The sequence below is a fragment of the Streptomyces sp. NPDC005774 genome (assembly GCF_042871645.1).
Classification (GTDB): Bacteria; Actinomycetota; Actinomycetes; order Streptomycetales; family Streptomycetaceae; genus Streptomyces; species Streptomyces pratens.
The window spans coordinates 70511-86476 of record NZ_JBIAIV010000001.1 but is presented as its reverse complement, the minus strand read 5'-3'; the positions used below and the strand labels follow the sequence as shown (position 1 = coordinate 86476).

Sequence of the window (15966 nt, the reverse complement as noted above, 5' to 3'; positions counted from 1 at the left end):
GCGTTCACGGGCCTGTCACCCTCCGAACAACCGTGACCGACCGCCACGACCGACCACACCCCACCACGACCGAGCACGACCGAGCACGGCAGGGCACGACCGAGCACGACAGGGCGGCCCGGCACCCCCCGAGCGGGTGCCGGGCCGCCCTGTCGTCGGCGGGCGCCGGGTCAGCGCACGAACACTCCCGCGTTGCCCGCCAGCTCCAGGAAGTACTGCGGTGCCACGCCCAGCACCACCGTGACCACCACGCCCATCCCGATCGCCATCATCGTCAGCGGTGACGGCACCGCGACGGTCGGGCCCTCGGGCTTCGGCTCGCTGAAGAACATCAGGACGATCACCCGGATGTAGAAGAACGCCGCGATCGCCGACGCGATCACACCGACCACGACCAGCGGTACCGCGCCGCCTTCCGCCGCCGCCTTGAACACGGCGAACTTCCCGGCGAATCCGGACGTCAGCGGAATGCCCGCGAAGGCGAGCAGGAACACCGCGAACACGGCCGCCACCAGGGGCGAACGGCGGCCGAGCCCCGCCCACTTGGACAGGTGCGTCGCCTCACCGCCGGCGTCCCGCACCAGTGTCACCACCGCGAACGCGCCGATCGTCACGAACGAGTACGCCGCCAGGTAGAAGAGGACGGACGAGACGCCCTCCGGCGTGGTCGCGATGACGCCCGCGAGGATGAAGCCCGCGTGCGAGATCGCCGAGTACGCCAGCAGCCGCTTGATGTCGGTCTGGGTGATCGCGATGATCGCGCCGCCCAGCATGGTGACGATCGCGACGGCCCACATGACCGGCCGCCAGTCCCAGCGCAGGCCGGGGAGCAGGACGTACAGCACCCGCAGCAGGGCACCGAACGCGGCCACCTTGGTCGCCGCCGCCATCAGGCCCGTCACCGGCGTCGGCGCGCCCTGGTACACGTCCGGCGTCCACATGTGGAAGGGGACGGCACCGACCTTGAACAGCAGGCCCATGATCAGCAGACCCGCGCCCACCAGGAGCAGCACGTCGTTGCCCATGGTGTTGACGAGCGCCGGGTCGACCTCCTGGATCGTGCCGTCGACGACCTGCGCGATCGTCGCGTACGACATCGAGCCCGCGTAGCCGTACAGCAGCGCGATCCCGAAGAGGAGGAACGCGGAGGCGAACGAGCCGAGCAGGAAGTACTTGACCGCGGCCTCCTGCGAGATGAGCCGCTTGCGGCGGGCCAGCGCGCAGAGCAGGTACAGCGGGAGGGAGAGGACCTCCAGCGCCACGAAGAGCGTCAGCAGGTCGTTGGCCGCGGGGAATACGAGCATGCCCGCGACCGCGAAGAGCAGCAGCGGGAACACCTCGGTGGTGGTGAACCCCGCCTTGACGGCCTTCCTCTCTCCCTCACTGCCCGGCACGGACGAGGCCTGTGCGGCGAAGGAGTCGACCCGGTTGCCTTCTGCTTCCGGGTCGAGTCTGCGCTCGGCGAAGGTGAACAGGCTGACCAGCGCCGTCAGCAGGATCGTGCCCTGCAGGAACAGGGCGGGGCCGTCGACGGCGATCGCGCCCATGGCCGCGATGCCCGCCTTGGTCGTGCCGTATCCGTCGGCCGCGAGCGCCACGACCGCGGCGAACGCGGCGACGAGCGCGACCGAGGCGACGAACAGCTGTGCGTAGTAACGGGATTTGCGTGGGACGAAGCCCTCGATCAGGATCCCCACGACCGCCGCACCGACGACGATCAGGGTGGGCGCGAGCTGCGCGTACTCGATCTTCGGCGCGTCGATCTTCGCGATCGGATCGACCGCGTTTGTCCACAGGCTGTGGACGGCTGATGCGCTCACTTGGCCGCCTCCACCTCGGGCTGGGGGTCCTTCTGCTGGACGTCTGACATGGTCTGCTTCACCGCCGGGTTCACGATGTCCGTGACGGGCTTCGGGTAGACGCCCAGGAAGACCAGCAGCACGATCAGCGGCGCGGCCACGGCGATCTCACGCACCCGCAGGTCGGGCATCTTGGCGAGCTCGGGCCGCAGAGGGCCCGTCATCGTCCGCTGGTAGAGGACGAGGGTGTAGAGCGCGGCGAGCACGATGCCGAAGGTGGCGATGACGCCGATCACCGGATAGCGGGTGAACGTGCCGACCAGGACCAGGAACTCGCTGACGAACGGAGCGAGTCCGGGCAGCGACAGCGTCGCCAGGCCACCGATGAGGAACGTGCCGGCGAGTACCGGCGCGACCTTCTGCACCCCGCCGTAGTCGGCGATGAGCCGGGAACCGCGCCGCGAGATGAGGAATCCGGCCACCAACAGCAGGACGGCGGTCGAGATCCCGTGGTTGACCATGTAGAGCGTCGCCCCGGACTGGCCCTGGCTGGTCATCGCGAAGATGCCCATGATGATGAAGCCGAAGTGCGAGATCGACGCGTACGCGATCAGCCGCTTGATGTCGCGCTGGCCGACCGCGAGCAGGGCCCCGTAGATGATGCTGATGACCGCCAGCACCATGATCACGGGTGTCGCCCACTTGCTCGCCTCCGGGAACAGCTGGAGGCAGAAGCGCAGCATCGCGAAGGTGCCCACCTTGTCCACGACGGCCGTGATGAGCACGGCGACCGGGGCGGTGGACTCCTGCATGGCGTTGGGCAGCCAGGTGTGCAGCGGCCACATCGGCGCCTTCACCGCGAAGGCGAGGAAGAAGCCGAGGAACAGCCAGCGTTCGGTGCTCGTCGACATCTCGAGCGAGCCGTTGGCCCGCGCCTCGGCGATCTCGGTGAGCGAGAAGTTCCCGGCGACCACGTAGAGCCCGATCACCGCGGCCAGCATGACCAGACCGCCGGCCAGGTTGTAGAGCAGGAACTTGACCGCCGCGTACGACCGCTGTGTCGCCGCCGCCTGCTCGCCGTCCTGGTGGGCCCGGTCCCCGAAGCCGCCGATCAGGAAGTACAGCGGGATCAGCATGGCTTCGAAGAAGATGTAGAAGAGGAAGACGTCGGTGGCCTCGAAGGAGATGATCACCATCGCCTCGACGGCCAGGATCAGGGCGAAGAAGCCCTGCGTGGGCCGCCACCGCCCCTCAGCGATGCTGGTGAGAGGCTCAGTGCCGGCTTCCTTGGGGCCTCCCCCGCTCGAACGAAGTTGAGAGCTTGGGGAAGGATCGGCGTCGTGCCAGCCCGCCAGGATGATGAACGGGATCAGCAGGGCGGTCAGCGCGATCAGCGCGACCCCGATACCGTCCACCCCCAGCTCGTAGCGGACTCCGAAGTCCGCGATCCAGGCATGCGATTCGGTGAGCTGGTAGCGGTCGCCTCCCGGGTCGAAGCGCACCGCAACGACGACCGCCAGCGCCAGGGTGGCGATCGAGACCAGCAGGGCCAGCCACTTGGCGGCGGTGCGTTTCGTGGCCGGTACGGCGGCCGTGGCGATCGCCCCGAGGGCCGGGAGCACCGCCGTCGCTGTCAGCAGAGGAAAGGACATCGGATCAGACCGCCCTCATCAGCAGGGTCGCGGCGACCAGGACGGCCGCGCCGCCGAACATCGAGACCGCGTAGGACCGCGCGAAGCCGTTCTGCAGCTTGCGCATCCGCCCGGACAAGCCGCCGAACGAGGCGGCCGTTCCGTTGACGACCCCGTCGACCAGGGTGTGGTCGACGTACACCAGCGAGCGCGTGAGGTGCTCGCCGCCGCGTACCAGGACCACGTGGTTGAAGTCGTCCTGGAGCAGGTCACGGCGGGCGGCCCGGGTGAGCAGCGACCCGCGCGGGGCGACGGCCGGGACCGGGCGGCGCCCGTACTGGCCCCAGGCGATCGCCACGCCGATGACCATGACGGCCACCGTGGACAGCGTGACCGTCAGGGCGCTGATCGGCGCTTGGCCGTGGTCGTGCCCGGTGATGGGCTCCAGCCAGTGCACGAACCGGTCGCCGATACTGAAGAACGCGCCGGCGAACACGGAGCCGAAGGCGAGCACGATCATCGGAATCGTCATGCTCCTCGGCGACTCGTGCGGGTGCGGCGGAGCGTACGCCTCGCCCGTGCCCGCGGTCGGCTCCACGCCGGGCGCCGAGGACGGGAACGGCTCCGGGGCCTTGCGCCAGCGCTCCTCGCCGAAGAACGTCATCAGCATCACGCGCGTCATGTAGTACGCGGTGATCGCGGCGCCCAGCAGGGCCACGGAGCCGAGGATCCAGCCCTCGGTGCCGCCCTTGGCGAACGCCGACTCGATGATCATGTCCTTGGAGAAGAAGCCGGACAGGCCCGGGAAGCCGATGATGGCGAGGTAGCCGAGTCCGAAGGTGACGAAGGTGACCGGCATGTACTTACGCAGTCCGCCGTAGCGGCGCATGTCGACCTCGTCGTTCATGCCGTGCATGACCGAACCGGCGCCGAGGAACAGCCCGGCCTTGAAGAAGCCGTGCGTCACCAGGTGCATGATCGCGAAGACGTAGCCGATGGGGCCGAGGCCCGCCGCGAGCACCATGTAGCCGATCTGCGACATCGTCGAGCCGGCCAGCGCCTTCTTGATGTCGTCCTTCGCGCAACCGACGATCGCACCGAACAGCAGCGTGACCGCGCCGACGATGGTGACGACCAGTTGCGCGTCCGGGGCACCGTTGAAGATGGCACCGGAGCGGACGATCAGGTAGACACCCGCCGTCACCATGGTCGCGGCGTGGATCAGGGCCGAGACCGGGGTCGGACCCTCCATCGCGTCCCCGAGCCAGGACTGCAGCGGCACCTGGGCGGACTTGCCGCAGGCGGCGAGCAGCAGCAGGAGGGCGATCACGGTGAGCTTGCCCTCACTCGCGGCGCCCGCCAGCCCGGCTTCGTCGTGGCTGCCGAGCACCGGACCGAAGGCGAAGGTGCCGAACCACAGGAACATCAGCATGATCGCGATCGACAGGCCCATGTCGCCGACGCGGTTGACCAGGAAGGCCTTCTTCGCCGCGGTGGCGGCGCTGGGCTTGTGCTGCCAGAAACCGATCAGCAGGTAGGAGGCGAGACCGACGCCCTCCCAGCCGAGGTACAGCAGCAGGTAGTTGTCGGCGAGGACGAGGATCAGCATCGCCGCTAGGAACAGGTTCAGGTAGCCGAAGAAGCGGCGGCGCCGCTCGTCGTGCTCCATGTACCCGATCGAGTACAGGTGGATGAGCGAGCCGACGCCGGTGATCAGCAGGACGAACGTCATCGACAGCTGGTCGAGCCGGAAGGCGACGTCGGCCTGGAATCCCTCCACCGGGATCCAGCTGAACAGGTGCTGCGTCAGGGTGCGGTCGTCGGCGGCCTCGCCCAGCATGCCGGTGAAGAGGACGACGCCGATCAGGAAGGACGCGGCGGCGAGCGCCGTGCCGATCCAGTGACCGACGGCGTCCAGCCGGCGGCCGCCGCACAGCAGGACCACCGCTCCGAGCAGGGGCGCCGCCACCAGCAGCGCAATCAGATTCTCCACGATTCAGCGACCCCTCACAGCTTCATCAGGCTGGCGTCGTCGACCGAGGCCGAGTGGCGGGAACGGAACAGGGACACGATGATCGCCAGCCCGACCACGACCTCCGCCGCGGCGACGACCATCGTGAAGAAGGCGATGATCTGGCCGTCGAGGTTGCCGTGCATACGGGAGAAGGCGACGAATGCGAGGTTGCAGGCGTTGAGCATCAGCTCGATGCACATGAAGACGACGATCGCGTTGCGCCGGATGAGGACACCGGTGGCACCGATCGTGAACAACAGGGCCGCGAGATACAGATAGTTGACCGGGTTCACTTCGATGCCTCCTCGGTCCGCCTCGACGGCGGCGGCTCGATCTCCGTGCGCTCGAGCCGCTCCTCGGAGCGCTGTTCCAACGCCCGCAGGTCGCTGAGCGCCTCCTGGGACACGTCCCGGATCTGGCCGCGCTCGCGCAGCGTGCTGCTGACGGTGAGGTCGGACGTCGTACCGTCGGGCAGCAGGCCCGGAATGTCCACCGCGTTGTGCCGGGCGTACACACCCGGGGCCGGCAGCGGCGGGAGGTGCTTGCCCTCGCGGACGCGCTGTTCGGCCAGCTCCCGCTGGGTCATGGCGCGTTCGGTGCGCTCGCGGTGGGTGAGCACCATGGCGCCGACGACGGCCGTGATGAGCAGGGCGCCGGTGATCTCGAAGGCGAAGACGTACTTGGTGAAGAGGAGAGCGGCGAGGCCCTCCACGTTGCCGTTCGCGTTCGCCTGGCCGAGACCGTTGAACTCGGTGAGCGCGGCGTTGCCGATGCCGCCGACGAGCAGGATGCCGAAGCCCAGCCCGCACAGCAGGGCGAGCCAGCGCTGTCCCTTGATCGTCTCCTTCAGGGAGTCCGCCGCGGTGACACCGACCAGCATCACCACGAACAGGAACAGCATCATGATCGCGCCGGTGTAGACGATGATCTGGACGACGCCCAGGAAGTAGGCGCCGTTGGCGAGGTAGAACACCGCCAGGACGATCATGGTTCCGGCCAGGCAGAGCGCACTGTGCACGGCCCGCCGCATCAGGATCGTGCCCAGGGCGCCGATGACGGCGACCGTGCCGAGGACCCAGAACTGGACGGCCTCTCCGGTGGAGGTGGAGTAGGCGGCGAGCTGCCCGGTCATCCCCGCACCCCCTTGTCCGAGGCCGGTTCGTCCTCGCCGAAGGTCGAGTCCGCCTTCTGGACGACCTCGCCCTCGGAGTGGCCGGCCTGCCGTTCCGTGCCGGGGGCGGCCTCGGTCACCAGGCCCCGGTAGTAGTCCTGTTCGTCGGTGCCCGGGTACATGGCGTGCGGGCTGTCCACCATGCCCTCCTCCAGACCGGCGAGCAGCTGCTCCTTGGTGTAGATGAGGTTGGCGCGGCTGGAGTCGGCCAGTTCGAACTCGTTGGTCATCGTCAGCGCGCGCGTGGGACACGCCTCGATGCACAGGCCGCACAGGATGCAGCGGGCGTAGTTGATCTGGTAGACGCGGCCGTACCGCTCGCCGGGCGAGTAGCGCTCCTCCTCGGTGTTGTCCGCGCCCTCGACGTAGATCGCGTCGGCGGGACAGGCCCAGGCGCACAGTTCGCAGCCGATGCACTTCTCCAGACCGTCCGGATGGCGGTTGAGCTGGTGCCTGCCGTGGAAGCGCGGGGCCGTGGTCTTCTTCTGCTCCGGGTACTGCTCGGTCAGCCGCTTCTTGAACATGGCCTTGAAGGTCACGCCGAAGCCGGCCACGGGGTTCAGGAAACCGGGCTTGGTCTCCTTGGGTTCCTCAGCCATCGGACGCCTCCTTTCCATCCAGAGATCCGTCACTGTGAGTATCGGAGCCACCACTGACAACGAGCTCCCGCTCCTGGCGCGAGCGGCGTCGCGGCACCGGCGGAAGTTCCTGTCCGGGCAGCGGCGGTACGGGGAATCCGCCCGCCATCGGGTCGAAGGCGGCCGGTGCCCCGCCCGGCCCCCCGACCCCTTCGGCCTCCTTGCCGTCCTTACCGTCCTTGCCCTTCGACCGGAACATGTCCGCGACGAAGGACAGCAACAGCAGGACGAGCACTCCGCCGGCGATGTAGAGGGCCGTGTCCGCGAAGCCGTAGCCCTCGTTCCTCAGGGCCCGCACCGTGGCGACGGCCATCAGCCACACCAGGGAGACCGGGATGAGGACCTTCCAGCCGAGCTTCATCAGCTGGTCGTACCGCACGCGCGGGAGCGTGCCGCGCAGCCAGACGAACATGAACAGCAGCAGCTGGACCTTGACGATGAACCAGAGCATCGGCCACCAGCCGTGGTTCGCGCCCTCCCAGAAGGTACTGACCGGCCATGGAGCGCGCCAGCCGCCCAGGAAGAGGGTGACGGCGACGGCGGAGACGGTCACCATGTTGATGTACTCGGCGAGCATGAACATCGCGAACTTGATCGACGAGTACTCGGTGTTGAAGCCGCCGACCAGGTCGCCCTCGGACTCGGGCATGTCGAAGGGGGCGCGGTTGGTCTCGCCGACCATCGTGACGATGTAGATGATGAAGGAGACCGGCAGCAGCAGGATGTACCAGCGGTCGGCCTGCTGCTCGACGATCGTCGACGTCGACATCGACCCCGAGTAGAGGAACACGGAGGCGAAGGCGGCGCCCATGGCGATCTCGTAGGAGATCATCTGCGCGCACGAGCGCAGTCCGCCCAGCAGCGGGTACGTGGATCCGGAGCTCCAGCCGGCGAGGACGATGCCGTAGATGCCGATGGAGGCTACCGCGAGGATGTAGAGCAGCGCGATCGGCAGATCGGTGAGCTGCATCGTGGTCCGCTGGCCGAAGATCGAGATCTCGTTGCCGGCCGGTCCGAAGGGGATCACCGCGATCGCCATGAAGGCCGGGACGGCCGCGACGATCGGCGCGAGGACGTACACCACCTTGTCGGCGCGTTTGACGACGAGGTCTTCCTTGAGCATCAGTTTCACGCCGTCGGCGAGCGACTGGAGCATGCCCCAGGGGCCGTTGCGGTTGGGGCCGACGCGCAGCTGCATCCAGGCGACGATCTTGCGTTCCATCACGATGGCGATCAGTACCGTCACCATGAGGAAGGCGAAGCAGAACACCGCCTTGACGACGACCAGCCACCAGGGGTCGCGGCCGAACATCGAGAGGTCTTCAGCGGCGAAGTACGGGCTCATGCCTCCACCTCCTTGAGGGCCTCGCCGGCGAGTCCCGCCGGGCCGATTCGGACGAGGGAGCCGGGCAGCGCCCCGGTGTCGGAGCCGACACCGCCGCCGGCGGAGTTCAGCGGAAGCCACACCACGCGGTCGGGCATCTCGGTGACGCTCAGGATCAGTTCGACCGTCCCCGCGGGGCCGGTCACGGCGATCGGGTCGCCGTCCTTGACACCGACCTCGGCGGCCGTGGCGGCCGACACGCGCGCGTACGCGGCGTGCCGGGTGCCGGCGAGCGCCTCGTCGCCCTGTTGCAGGAGCCCCTGGTCCAGCAGCAGGCGGTGCCCTGCGAGCACCGCCTCCCCGCCGGCCGGCCGGGGCAGCGTGCCCGCGGTCTCCAGCGGTCCGGTGGCCCGCGGGCCGTCCCAGGCGCCGAGCCGCTCGAGCTCCGCGCGGACGGTGCGCAGGTCCGGCAGGCCCAGGTGTACGTCCATGGCGTCGGCGAGCATCTGGAGCACGCGCGCGTCGGTCGGCGGGAGCGTGCGGGTCAGCTGCTCGGGCTTGAGCGCCGACTCGAAGGGCCGGACCCTGCCCTCCCAGTTGAGGAAGGCACCGGCCTTCTCGACCACGGCCGCCACCGGCAGCACCACGTCGGCGAGTTCGGTGACCTCGCTGGGCCGCAGCTCCAGCGAAACCACGAACCCGGCCTCGGCGAGTGCCGTCCGCGCGCGTGCGGGGTCGGGCAGATCGGTGACCTCCACGCCCGCTACCAGCAGCGCCTGCAGCTCACCGGTCGCGGCAGCCTCGACGATCTCGCGGGTGTCGCGGCCGTAGCGGTGCGGCAGGGCGGCGACGCCCCAGACGGCGGCGACCTCCTCACGCGCGCGCGGGTCGGTCGCCGGGCGCCCGCCCGGCAGCAGCGACGGCAGCGCGCCCGCCTCGACGGCGCCCCGCTCCCCGGCCCGGCGGGGGATCCACACCAGCCGGGCACCGGTCGCGGTGGCGATCCGTACGGCGGCGGTCGGGCCGCCCTCGACGGCGGCGATCCGCTCGCCGACGACGATCACCGCGCCCTCGGCCCGCAGCGCTTCGGCGGCTCTGGCCCCGTCGCCCTCCAGGCCGGCCCCGCTCGCGAGCGCGTCGAGCCATTCGGTCTCGGTGCCGGGAGCCGCCGGCAGCAGCGTGCCGCCGGCCTTCTCCAGTCCGCGCGTGGCGTGCGTGGCCAGCGAGAAGGTCCGCTGCCCGTGCGTACGCCAGGCCTTGCGCAGCCGCAGGAAGACGCCGGGCGCCTCCTCCTCGGCCTCGAACCCGACCAGCAGGACGGCGGGCGCCTTCTCCAGCGAGGAGTACGTGACCCCGCCGGCGGAGTCCGTGCCGGACGCACTCCCGAGGTCATGCCCGCGGCCCGCGACCCGCGCGGCGAGGAAGTCGGCCTCCTCGGCGCTGTGCACACGCGCGCGGAAGTCGATGTCGTTGGTGTCGAGGGCCACGCGCGCGAACTTGCTGTACGCGTAGGCGTCCTCGACGGTGAGCCGGCCGCCGGTCAGGACGCCGGTGCGGCCGCGGGAGGCCAGCAGGCCCTGGGCCGCGATCTGCAGCGCGTCGGGCCAGGAGGCGGGCTCCAGGTCACCCTCGGCATTGCGCACGAGCGGGGTCCCCAGCCGGTCCCGCTGCTGTGCGTACCGGAACCCGAAGCGGCCCTTGTCGCACATCCACTCCTCGTTGACCTCGGGGTCGTCGGCGGCGAGCCGCCGCATGACCTTGCCGCGCCGGTGGTCGGTGCGCGTGGCGCAGCCGCCGGAGCAGTGCTCGCACACCGACGGCGAGGAGACCAGGTCGAAGGGGCGGGAGCGGAACCGGTAGGCCGCCGAGGTGAGCGCGCCGACCGGGCAGATCTGGATGGTGTTGCCGGAGAAGTACGACTCGAAGGGGTCGCCCTCGCCGGTGCCGATCTGCTGGAGCGCGCCCCGCTCGACCATCTCGATCATCGGGTCGCCCGCGATCTGGTTGGAGAACCGGGTACAGCGGGCGCACAACACGCACCGCTCGCGGTCCAGCAGCACCTGGGTGGAGATCGGGACGGGCTTCTCGTAGGTCCGCTTCTTGCCGTCGAAGCGGGACTCGGGGTTGCCGTGCGACATCGCCTGGTTCTGCAGCGGGCACTCACCGCCCTTGTCGCAGACCGGGCAGTCCAGCGGGTGGTTGATGAGCAGCAGCTCCATCACCCCGTGCTGGGCCTTCTCGGCGACGGGCGAGGTGAGGTGGGTCTTCACCACCATCCCGTCGGTGCAGGTGATGGTGCAGGAGGCCATGGGCTTGCGCTGGCCCTCGACCTCGACGATGCACTGGCGGCAGGCGCCGGCCGGGTCGAGGAGGGGGTGGTCGCAGAACCGGGGGATCTCGATGCCGAGCTGTTCGGCGGCCCGGATGACCAGGGTGCCCTTGGGCACGCTGATCTCGGCACCGTCGATCGTCAGCGTGACGAGGTCCTCCGGCGGGACCGCCGCCCCTCCCCCTCCCGAAGGAGTGTTGGTGGTCACGGTCATGCGTGCACCTCCGTACGGTCGGCCCAGGCCGTCGTCCTGGCCGGGTCGAAGGGGCAGCCACGGCCCGTGATGTGCTGCTCGTACTCCTCACGGAAGTACTTCAGCGAGGAGAAGATCGGCGAGGCGGCGCCGTCGCCGAGGGCGCAGAACGCCTTGCCGTTGATGTTGTCGGCGATGTCGTTCAGCTTGTCGAGGTCGGACATCCGGCCCTTGCCGGCCTCGATGTCGCGCATCAGCTGCACCAGCCAGTACGTGCCTTCGCGGCAGGGCGTGCACTTGCCGCAGGACTCGTGGGCGTAGAACTCGGTCCAGCGGGTGACGGCCCGTACGACGCACGTGGTCTCGTCGAAGCACTGGAGGGCCTTGGTGCCGAGCATGGAACCGGCGGCGCCCACTCCTTCGTAGTCGAGGGGGACGTCGAGGTGCTCGTCGGTGAACATCGGCGTCGAGGAGCCGCCCGGCGTCCAGAACTTCAGGCGGTGCCCCGGCCGCATGCCGCCGCTCATGTCGAGCAGCTGGCGCAGCGTGATGCCCATCGGCGCCTCGTACTGACCGGGGCGTACGACGTGGCCGCTGAGGGAATAGAGCGTGAAGCCGGGTGACTTCTCACTCCCCATCGAGCGGAACCATTCCTTGCCCCGGTTCATGATGGCGGGAACCGATGCGATCGACTCGACGTTGTTCACCACGGTCGGGCACGCGTAGAGGCCCGCGACGGCGGGGAAGGGGGGACGGAGCCGCGGTTGACCACGGCGGCCTTCGAGCGAGTCGAGCAGTGCGGTCTCCTCACCGCAGATGTACGCGCCGGCGCCCGCGTGCACGGTGAGTTCGAGGTCGAGTCCGCTGCCCAGCACGTTCTCGCCGAGGAGACCCGCCGCGCGGGCCTCGCGCACGGCCTCGTGCAACCGCCGCAGCACGGGGACGACTTCGCCCCGCAGATAGATGAAGGCGTGGGACGACCTGATGGCGTAACAGGCGATGACAATGCCCTCGATGAGGCTGTGCGGGTTCGCGAAGAGGAGCGGAATGTCCTTGCACGTTCCGGGTTCCGACTCGTCGGCGTTGACAACTAGATAATGTGGTTTTCCATCTCCCTGGGGAATGAACTGCCATTTCATTCCCGTCGGGAAGCCGGCGCCGCCGCGCCCCCGCAGACCGGACTCCTTGACGTACGCGATGACGTCGTCCGGTGACATGGCGAGCGCCTTGCGGAGCCCCTCGTACCCCTCGTGCCTCTTGTAGACGTCCAGCGTCCAGGACCTGTCCTCGTCCCAGAAGGCCGACAGCACGGGTGCCAGCAGGTTCTCCGGGCTGGTGTCCTTGAGTTCGGGTGCCAAGGTCATCACTCCCCCTCCTCGGCGGTGGGTCCGGCCGGATGCGCCGGATCGGAGGCCGCCGTGTCCTGCGGCGCGTCGTGCGAGCTGAGGTGCTCCGCCGGTGACGGGTCGTGCGGCGGGGTGTCCTGGGGTGCCTCGCCCCGCGGGTGCACCACGCGCGCGGGGGCGGTCTCCCCCTTGGCCAGCTTCAGGCCGGCCAGGGAGGCGGGTCCCGCGCTTCCCGTGGCGTCCACGGCACCGTCCCGCTCGTCGGGGAAGCCGGCCAGGATCCGGGCGGTCTCCTTGAACGTGCACAGGGGCGCCCCGCGCGTGGGCGACACCGGGCGGCCGGCCCGCAGGTCGTCGACGAGGTGCTTGGCGCTCTGCGGGTCCTGGTTGTCGAAGAACTCCCAGTTGACCATCACGACGGGCGCGAAGTCGCAGGCCGCGTTGCACTCGATGTGCTCGAGGGTGACCTTGCCGTCGTCGGTGGTCTCGCCGTTGCCGACGCCCAGGTGCTCCTGGAGCTCCTCGAAGATGGCGTCGCCGCCCATGACGGCACACAGGGTGTTGGTGCACACCCCGACCTGGTAGTCGCCGCTCGGCCGGCGCCGGTACATGGAGTAGAAGGTGGCGACGGCGGTGACCTCGGCCGTGGTCAGGCCGAGCACGTCCGCGCAGAACCGCATCCCGGTGCGCGTGACGTGGCCCTCCTCCGCCTGCATGAGGTGCAGCAGCGGCAGGAGAGCGGACCGGGAGTCCGGGTAGCGGGCGATGATCTCGCGCGCGTCGGTCTCCAGCCGGGCCCGGACCTCGTCCGGGTAGGCGGGTGCGGGCAGTTGGGGCATGCCCAGACTGACGCCCCGCTCCGAAGGTGTGGTGGTCACCGGTCGACGCCTCCCATCACGGGGTCGAGGGATGCCACGGCGACGATGACGTCGGCGACCTGGCCGCCCTCGCACATCGCCGCCATGGCCTGCAGGTTGGTGAAGGACGGGTCGCGGAAGTGGACCCGGAAGGGGCGGGTGCCGCCGTCGGAGACGACATGCGCCCCGAGCTCGCCCTTGGGCGACTCGACGGCCGCGTACACCTGTCCCGGCGGTACGCGGAAGCCCTCGGTGACCAGCTTGAAGTGGTGGATCAGGGCCTCCATGGAGGTGCCCATGATCTTCTTGATGTGGTCGAGGGAGTTGCCCAGTCCGTCCGGCCCCATGGCGAGCTGGGCGGGCCAGGCGATCTTCTTGTCGGCGACCATGACCGGTCCGGGCTGGAGCCGGTCCAGGCACTGCTCGACGATGCGCAGCGACTGGCGCATCTCCTCCAGCCGGATCAGGAAGCGGCCGTAGGAGTCGCAGGTGTCCGCGGTGGGGATCTCGAAGTCGTACGTCTCGTACCCGCAGTACGGCTGCGCCTTGCGCAGGTCGTGCGGCAGGCCGGTGGAGCGCAGGACCGGGCCGGTCGCTCCGAGGGCCATGCAGCCGGCCAGGTCCAGATAACCGACGTCCTGCATACGGGCCTTGAAAATGGGGTTCCCGGTGGCGAGGGCGTCGTACTCCGGGAGGTTCTTGCGCAGCTTCTTCACCAGCTCGCGGATCTGGTCCACGGCGCCGGGCGGCAGGTCCTGGGCGAGTCCGCCGGGGCGGATGTACGCGTGGTTCATCCGCAGGCCGGTGATGAGCTCGAAGGCGTCGAGAATGAGTTCACGATCACGGAATCCGTAGATCATGATCGTGGTGGCGCCGAGTTCCATGCCTCCGGTGGCGAGGCACACCAAGTGGGAGGAGAGCCGGTTCAGCTCCATCAGGAGCACGCGGATGACCGAGGCGCGGTCGGGGATCTGGTCCTCGATGCCGAGGAGCTTCTCGACGCCGAGGCAGTACGCCGTCTCGTTGAAGAACGGCGTCAGGTAGTCCATGCGCGTCACGAACGTGGTGCCCTGGGTCCAGGTCCGGTACTCGAGGTTCTTCTCGATGCCGGTGTGGAGGTAGCCGATGCCGCAGCGGGCCTCGGTGACTGTCTCGCCGTCGATCTCCAGGATCAGCCTGAGCACGCCGTGCGTGGACGGGTGCTGCGGGCCCATGTTGACGATGATGCGCTCGTCGTCACTGCGCTGCGCCGTCTCGACGACCTCGTCCCAGTCGCCTCCGGTGACGGTGTAGACGGTGCCTTCCGTGGTCTCGCGCGCGGAGGCGGCGGAGGCCGCGGATGCGTTCGAGGTGCTCATGAGTACGACCTCCGCTGGTCCGGAGCCGGGATCCGGGCGCCCTTGTACTCGACGGGGATGCCGCCGAGGGGATAGTCCTTGCGCTGCGGATGGCCCTGCCAGTCGTCGGGCATCAGGATCCGCGTCAGGGCCGGGTGACCGTCGAAGACGATGCCGAAGAAGTCGTACGTCTCGCGCTCGTGCCAGTCGTTCGTCGGATAGACGGGGACCAGCGACGGGATGTGCGGGTCGCCGTCGGGAGCGCCGACCTCCAGGCGGATCACCCGGTTGTGGGTGATCGAGCGCAGGTGGTACACGGCGTGCAGCTCGCGGCCCTTGTCGCTGGGGTAGTGCACGCCGCTGACGCCGGTGCACAGTTCGAAGCGCAGCGCGGGATCGTCGCGCAGGGTCGTCGCGACCCGGACCAGGTGCTCGCGCTCGATGTGGAAGGTGAGTTCGTCGCGGTCGACGACCGTCTTCCCGATGACGTTCTCGGGGAGCAGGTCCTGCTCCTCCAGCGCGCCCTCCAGCTCGTCGGCCACCTCGTCGAACCACCCCCCGTAGGGGCGGTTCGACGCTCCGGGGAACCGGATCGAGCGGACCAGGCCGCCGTAACCGGAGGTGTCGCCGCCGTTGTTGGCGCCGAACATGCCGCGCTGGACGCGGATCTCCTCGCCCCCCTCGCCCCGCCGGCCGGGGAGGTTCTCGGCGGAGAGGTCCTTCTCGGGGTTCACGCCCTCGCCCGCGGTGCCGTTCGCGTCGCTCATCGCAGCAGCCCCTTCATCTCGATGGTGGGCAGGGCCTTGAGCGCCGCCTCCTCCGCCTCGCGGGCCGCCTCCTCGGCGTTCACGCCGAGCTTGGAACCCTGGACCTTCTGGTGGAGCTTGAGAATGGCGTCCAGCAGCATCTCGGGCCGGGGCGGGCAGCCGGGCAGGTAGATGTCGACCGGGACGATGTGGTCGACGCCCTGCACGATCGCGTAGTTGTTGAACATGCCGCCCGACGAGGCGCAGACCCCCATGGAGATCACCCACTTGGGGTTCGGCATCTGGTCGTAGACCTGCCGCAGCACGGGCGCCATCTTCTGGCTGACCCGGCCGGCCACGATCATCAGGTCCGCCTGCCGCGGCGAGCCGCGGAAGACCTCCATGCCGAAGCGCGCCAGGTCGTAGCGGCCGGCGCCGGTGGTCATCATCTCGATGGCGCAGCAGGCGAGTCCGAACGTGGCGGGGAACATGGACGACTTGCGCACCCAGCCCGCGGCCTGCTCGACGGTGGTCAGCAGGAATCCGCTCGGCAGTTTTTCTTCGAGTCCCATGGTCAAAGG

The 15966-nt window shown here is 69.3% G+C and carries 13 protein-coding genes; all 13 read right to left on the bottom strand.

Translation table 11 applies throughout. The features are described 5' to 3' along the window. Positions 1–170: 170 nt before the first annotated feature. Genes nuoN through ACFYQA_RS00380 form a run of 13 tightly spaced genes read right to left on the bottom strand, consistent with a single transcriptional unit; the run spans position 171 to position 15957 of the window. Complete coding sequence (gene nuoN, locus ACFYQA_RS00440; protein WP_388909476.1) at positions 171–1820, bottom strand: NADH-quinone oxidoreductase subunit NuoN; 1650 nt, start codon at positions 1818–1820, stop codon at positions 171–173. Further along, positions 1817–3451, bottom strand: a complete 1635-nt coding sequence (locus ACFYQA_RS00435) for an NADH-quinone oxidoreductase subunit M (RefSeq protein WP_388909473.1) — start codon at positions 3449–3451, stop codon at positions 1817–1819. The genes nuoN and ACFYQA_RS00435 overlap by 4 nt, the downstream gene beginning before the upstream one ends. A 4-nt stretch (positions 3452–3455) precedes the next feature. After that, the gene (gene nuoL / locus ACFYQA_RS00430) at positions 3456–5423 is read right to left on the bottom strand and encodes an NADH-quinone oxidoreductase subunit L (protein WP_388909470.1); all 1968 of its coding nucleotides are present in this window, start codon (positions 5421–5423) and stop codon (positions 3456–3458) included. Positions 5424–5437: 14 nt separating this feature from the next. Then, on the bottom strand, positions 5438–5737 hold the full coding sequence (nuoK, locus tag ACFYQA_RS00425; RefSeq protein WP_003974374.1) for an NADH-quinone oxidoreductase subunit NuoK: 300 nt from the start codon (positions 5735–5737) through the stop codon (positions 5438–5440). After that, a complete protein-coding gene (locus ACFYQA_RS00420; RefSeq protein WP_388909467.1) occupies positions 5734–6576 on the bottom strand; it encodes an NADH-quinone oxidoreductase subunit J in 843 nt (280 codons plus the stop codon). Before ACFYQA_RS00420 ends, nuoK begins: the two co-directional genes overlap by 4 nt. After that, entirely contained in the window at positions 6573–7214 is a 642-nt protein-coding gene (gene nuoI, locus ACFYQA_RS00415) for an NADH-quinone oxidoreductase subunit NuoI (protein ID WP_388909464.1), read from the bottom strand. The genes ACFYQA_RS00420 and nuoI overlap by 4 nt, the downstream gene beginning before the upstream one ends. Then, positions 7207–8598: an NADH-quinone oxidoreductase subunit NuoH gene (nuoH, locus tag ACFYQA_RS00410; RefSeq protein ID WP_388909461.1), complete on the bottom strand. Its 1392-nt coding sequence runs from the start codon at positions 8596–8598 to the stop codon at positions 7207–7209. The genes nuoI and nuoH overlap by 8 nt, the downstream gene beginning before the upstream one ends. After that, entirely contained in the window at positions 8595–11120 is a 2526-nt protein-coding gene (locus tag ACFYQA_RS00405; RefSeq protein ID WP_388909458.1) for an NADH-quinone oxidoreductase subunit G, read from the bottom strand. The genes nuoH and ACFYQA_RS00405 overlap by 4 nt, the downstream gene beginning before the upstream one ends. Further along, a complete protein-coding gene (gene nuoF, locus ACFYQA_RS00400; protein ID WP_388909455.1) occupies positions 11117–12463 on the bottom strand; it encodes an NADH-quinone oxidoreductase subunit NuoF in 1347 nt (448 codons plus the stop codon). Before nuoF ends, ACFYQA_RS00405 begins: the two co-directional genes overlap by 4 nt. Continuing rightward, entirely contained in the window at positions 12463–13323 is an 861-nt protein-coding gene (nuoE, locus tag ACFYQA_RS00395; protein ID WP_388909452.1) for an NADH-quinone oxidoreductase subunit NuoE, read from the bottom strand. Before nuoE ends, nuoF begins: the two co-directional genes overlap by 1 nt. Next, positions 13320–14660: an NADH-quinone oxidoreductase subunit D gene (locus ACFYQA_RS00390; RefSeq protein WP_388909449.1), complete on the bottom strand. Its 1341-nt coding sequence runs from the start codon at positions 14658–14660 to the stop codon at positions 13320–13322. The genes nuoE and ACFYQA_RS00390 overlap by 4 nt, the downstream gene beginning before the upstream one ends. Next, complete coding sequence (locus tag ACFYQA_RS00385) at positions 14657–15406, bottom strand: NADH-quinone oxidoreductase subunit C (RefSeq protein ID WP_388909446.1); 750 nt, start codon at positions 15404–15406, stop codon at positions 14657–14659. Before ACFYQA_RS00385 ends, ACFYQA_RS00390 begins: the two co-directional genes overlap by 4 nt. After that, a complete protein-coding gene (locus ACFYQA_RS00380) occupies positions 15403–15957 on the bottom strand; it encodes an NADH-quinone oxidoreductase subunit B family protein (RefSeq protein WP_055595532.1) in 555 nt (184 codons plus the stop codon). The genes ACFYQA_RS00385 and ACFYQA_RS00380 overlap by 4 nt, the downstream gene beginning before the upstream one ends. Positions 15958–15966: the final 9 nt, after the last annotated feature.

Excerpts from the sequence above, each read along its gene's own strand:
- ACFYQA_RS00435 (WP_388909473.1), bottom strand. The coding sequence starts at position 3,451 with ATGTCCTTTCCTCTGCTGACAGCGACGGCGGTGCTCCCGGCCCTCGGG.
- ACFYQA_RS00420 (WP_388909467.1), bottom strand. The coding sequence starts at position 6,576 with ATGACCGGGCAGCTCGCCGCCTACTCCACCTCCACCGGAGAGGCCGTC.
- nuoI (WP_388909464.1), bottom strand. The coding sequence starts at position 7,214 with ATGGCTGAGGAACCCAAGGAGACCAAGCCCGGTTTCCTGAACCCCGTG.
- nuoH (WP_388909461.1), bottom strand. The coding sequence starts at position 8,598 with ATGAGCCCGTACTTCGCCGCTGAAGACCTCTCGATGTTCGGCCGCGAC.
- ACFYQA_RS00405 (WP_388909458.1), bottom strand. The coding sequence starts at position 11,120 with ATGACCGTGACCACCAACACTCCTTCGGGAGGGGGAGGGGCGGCGGTC.
- nuoF (WP_388909455.1), bottom strand. The coding sequence starts at position 12,463 with ATGACCTTGGCACCCGAACTCAAGGACACCAGCCCGGAGAACCTGCTG.
- ACFYQA_RS00390 (WP_388909449.1), bottom strand. The coding sequence starts at position 14,660 with ATGAGCACCTCGAACGCATCCGCGGCCTCCGCCGCCTCCGCGCGCGAG.
- ACFYQA_RS00385 (WP_388909446.1), bottom strand. The coding sequence starts at position 15,406 with ATGAGCGACGCGAACGGCACCGCGGGCGAGGGCGTGAACCCCGAGAAG.
- ACFYQA_RS00380 (WP_055595532.1), bottom strand. The coding sequence starts at position 15,957 with ATGGGACTCGAAGAAAAACTGCCGAGCGGATTCCTGCTGACCACCGTC.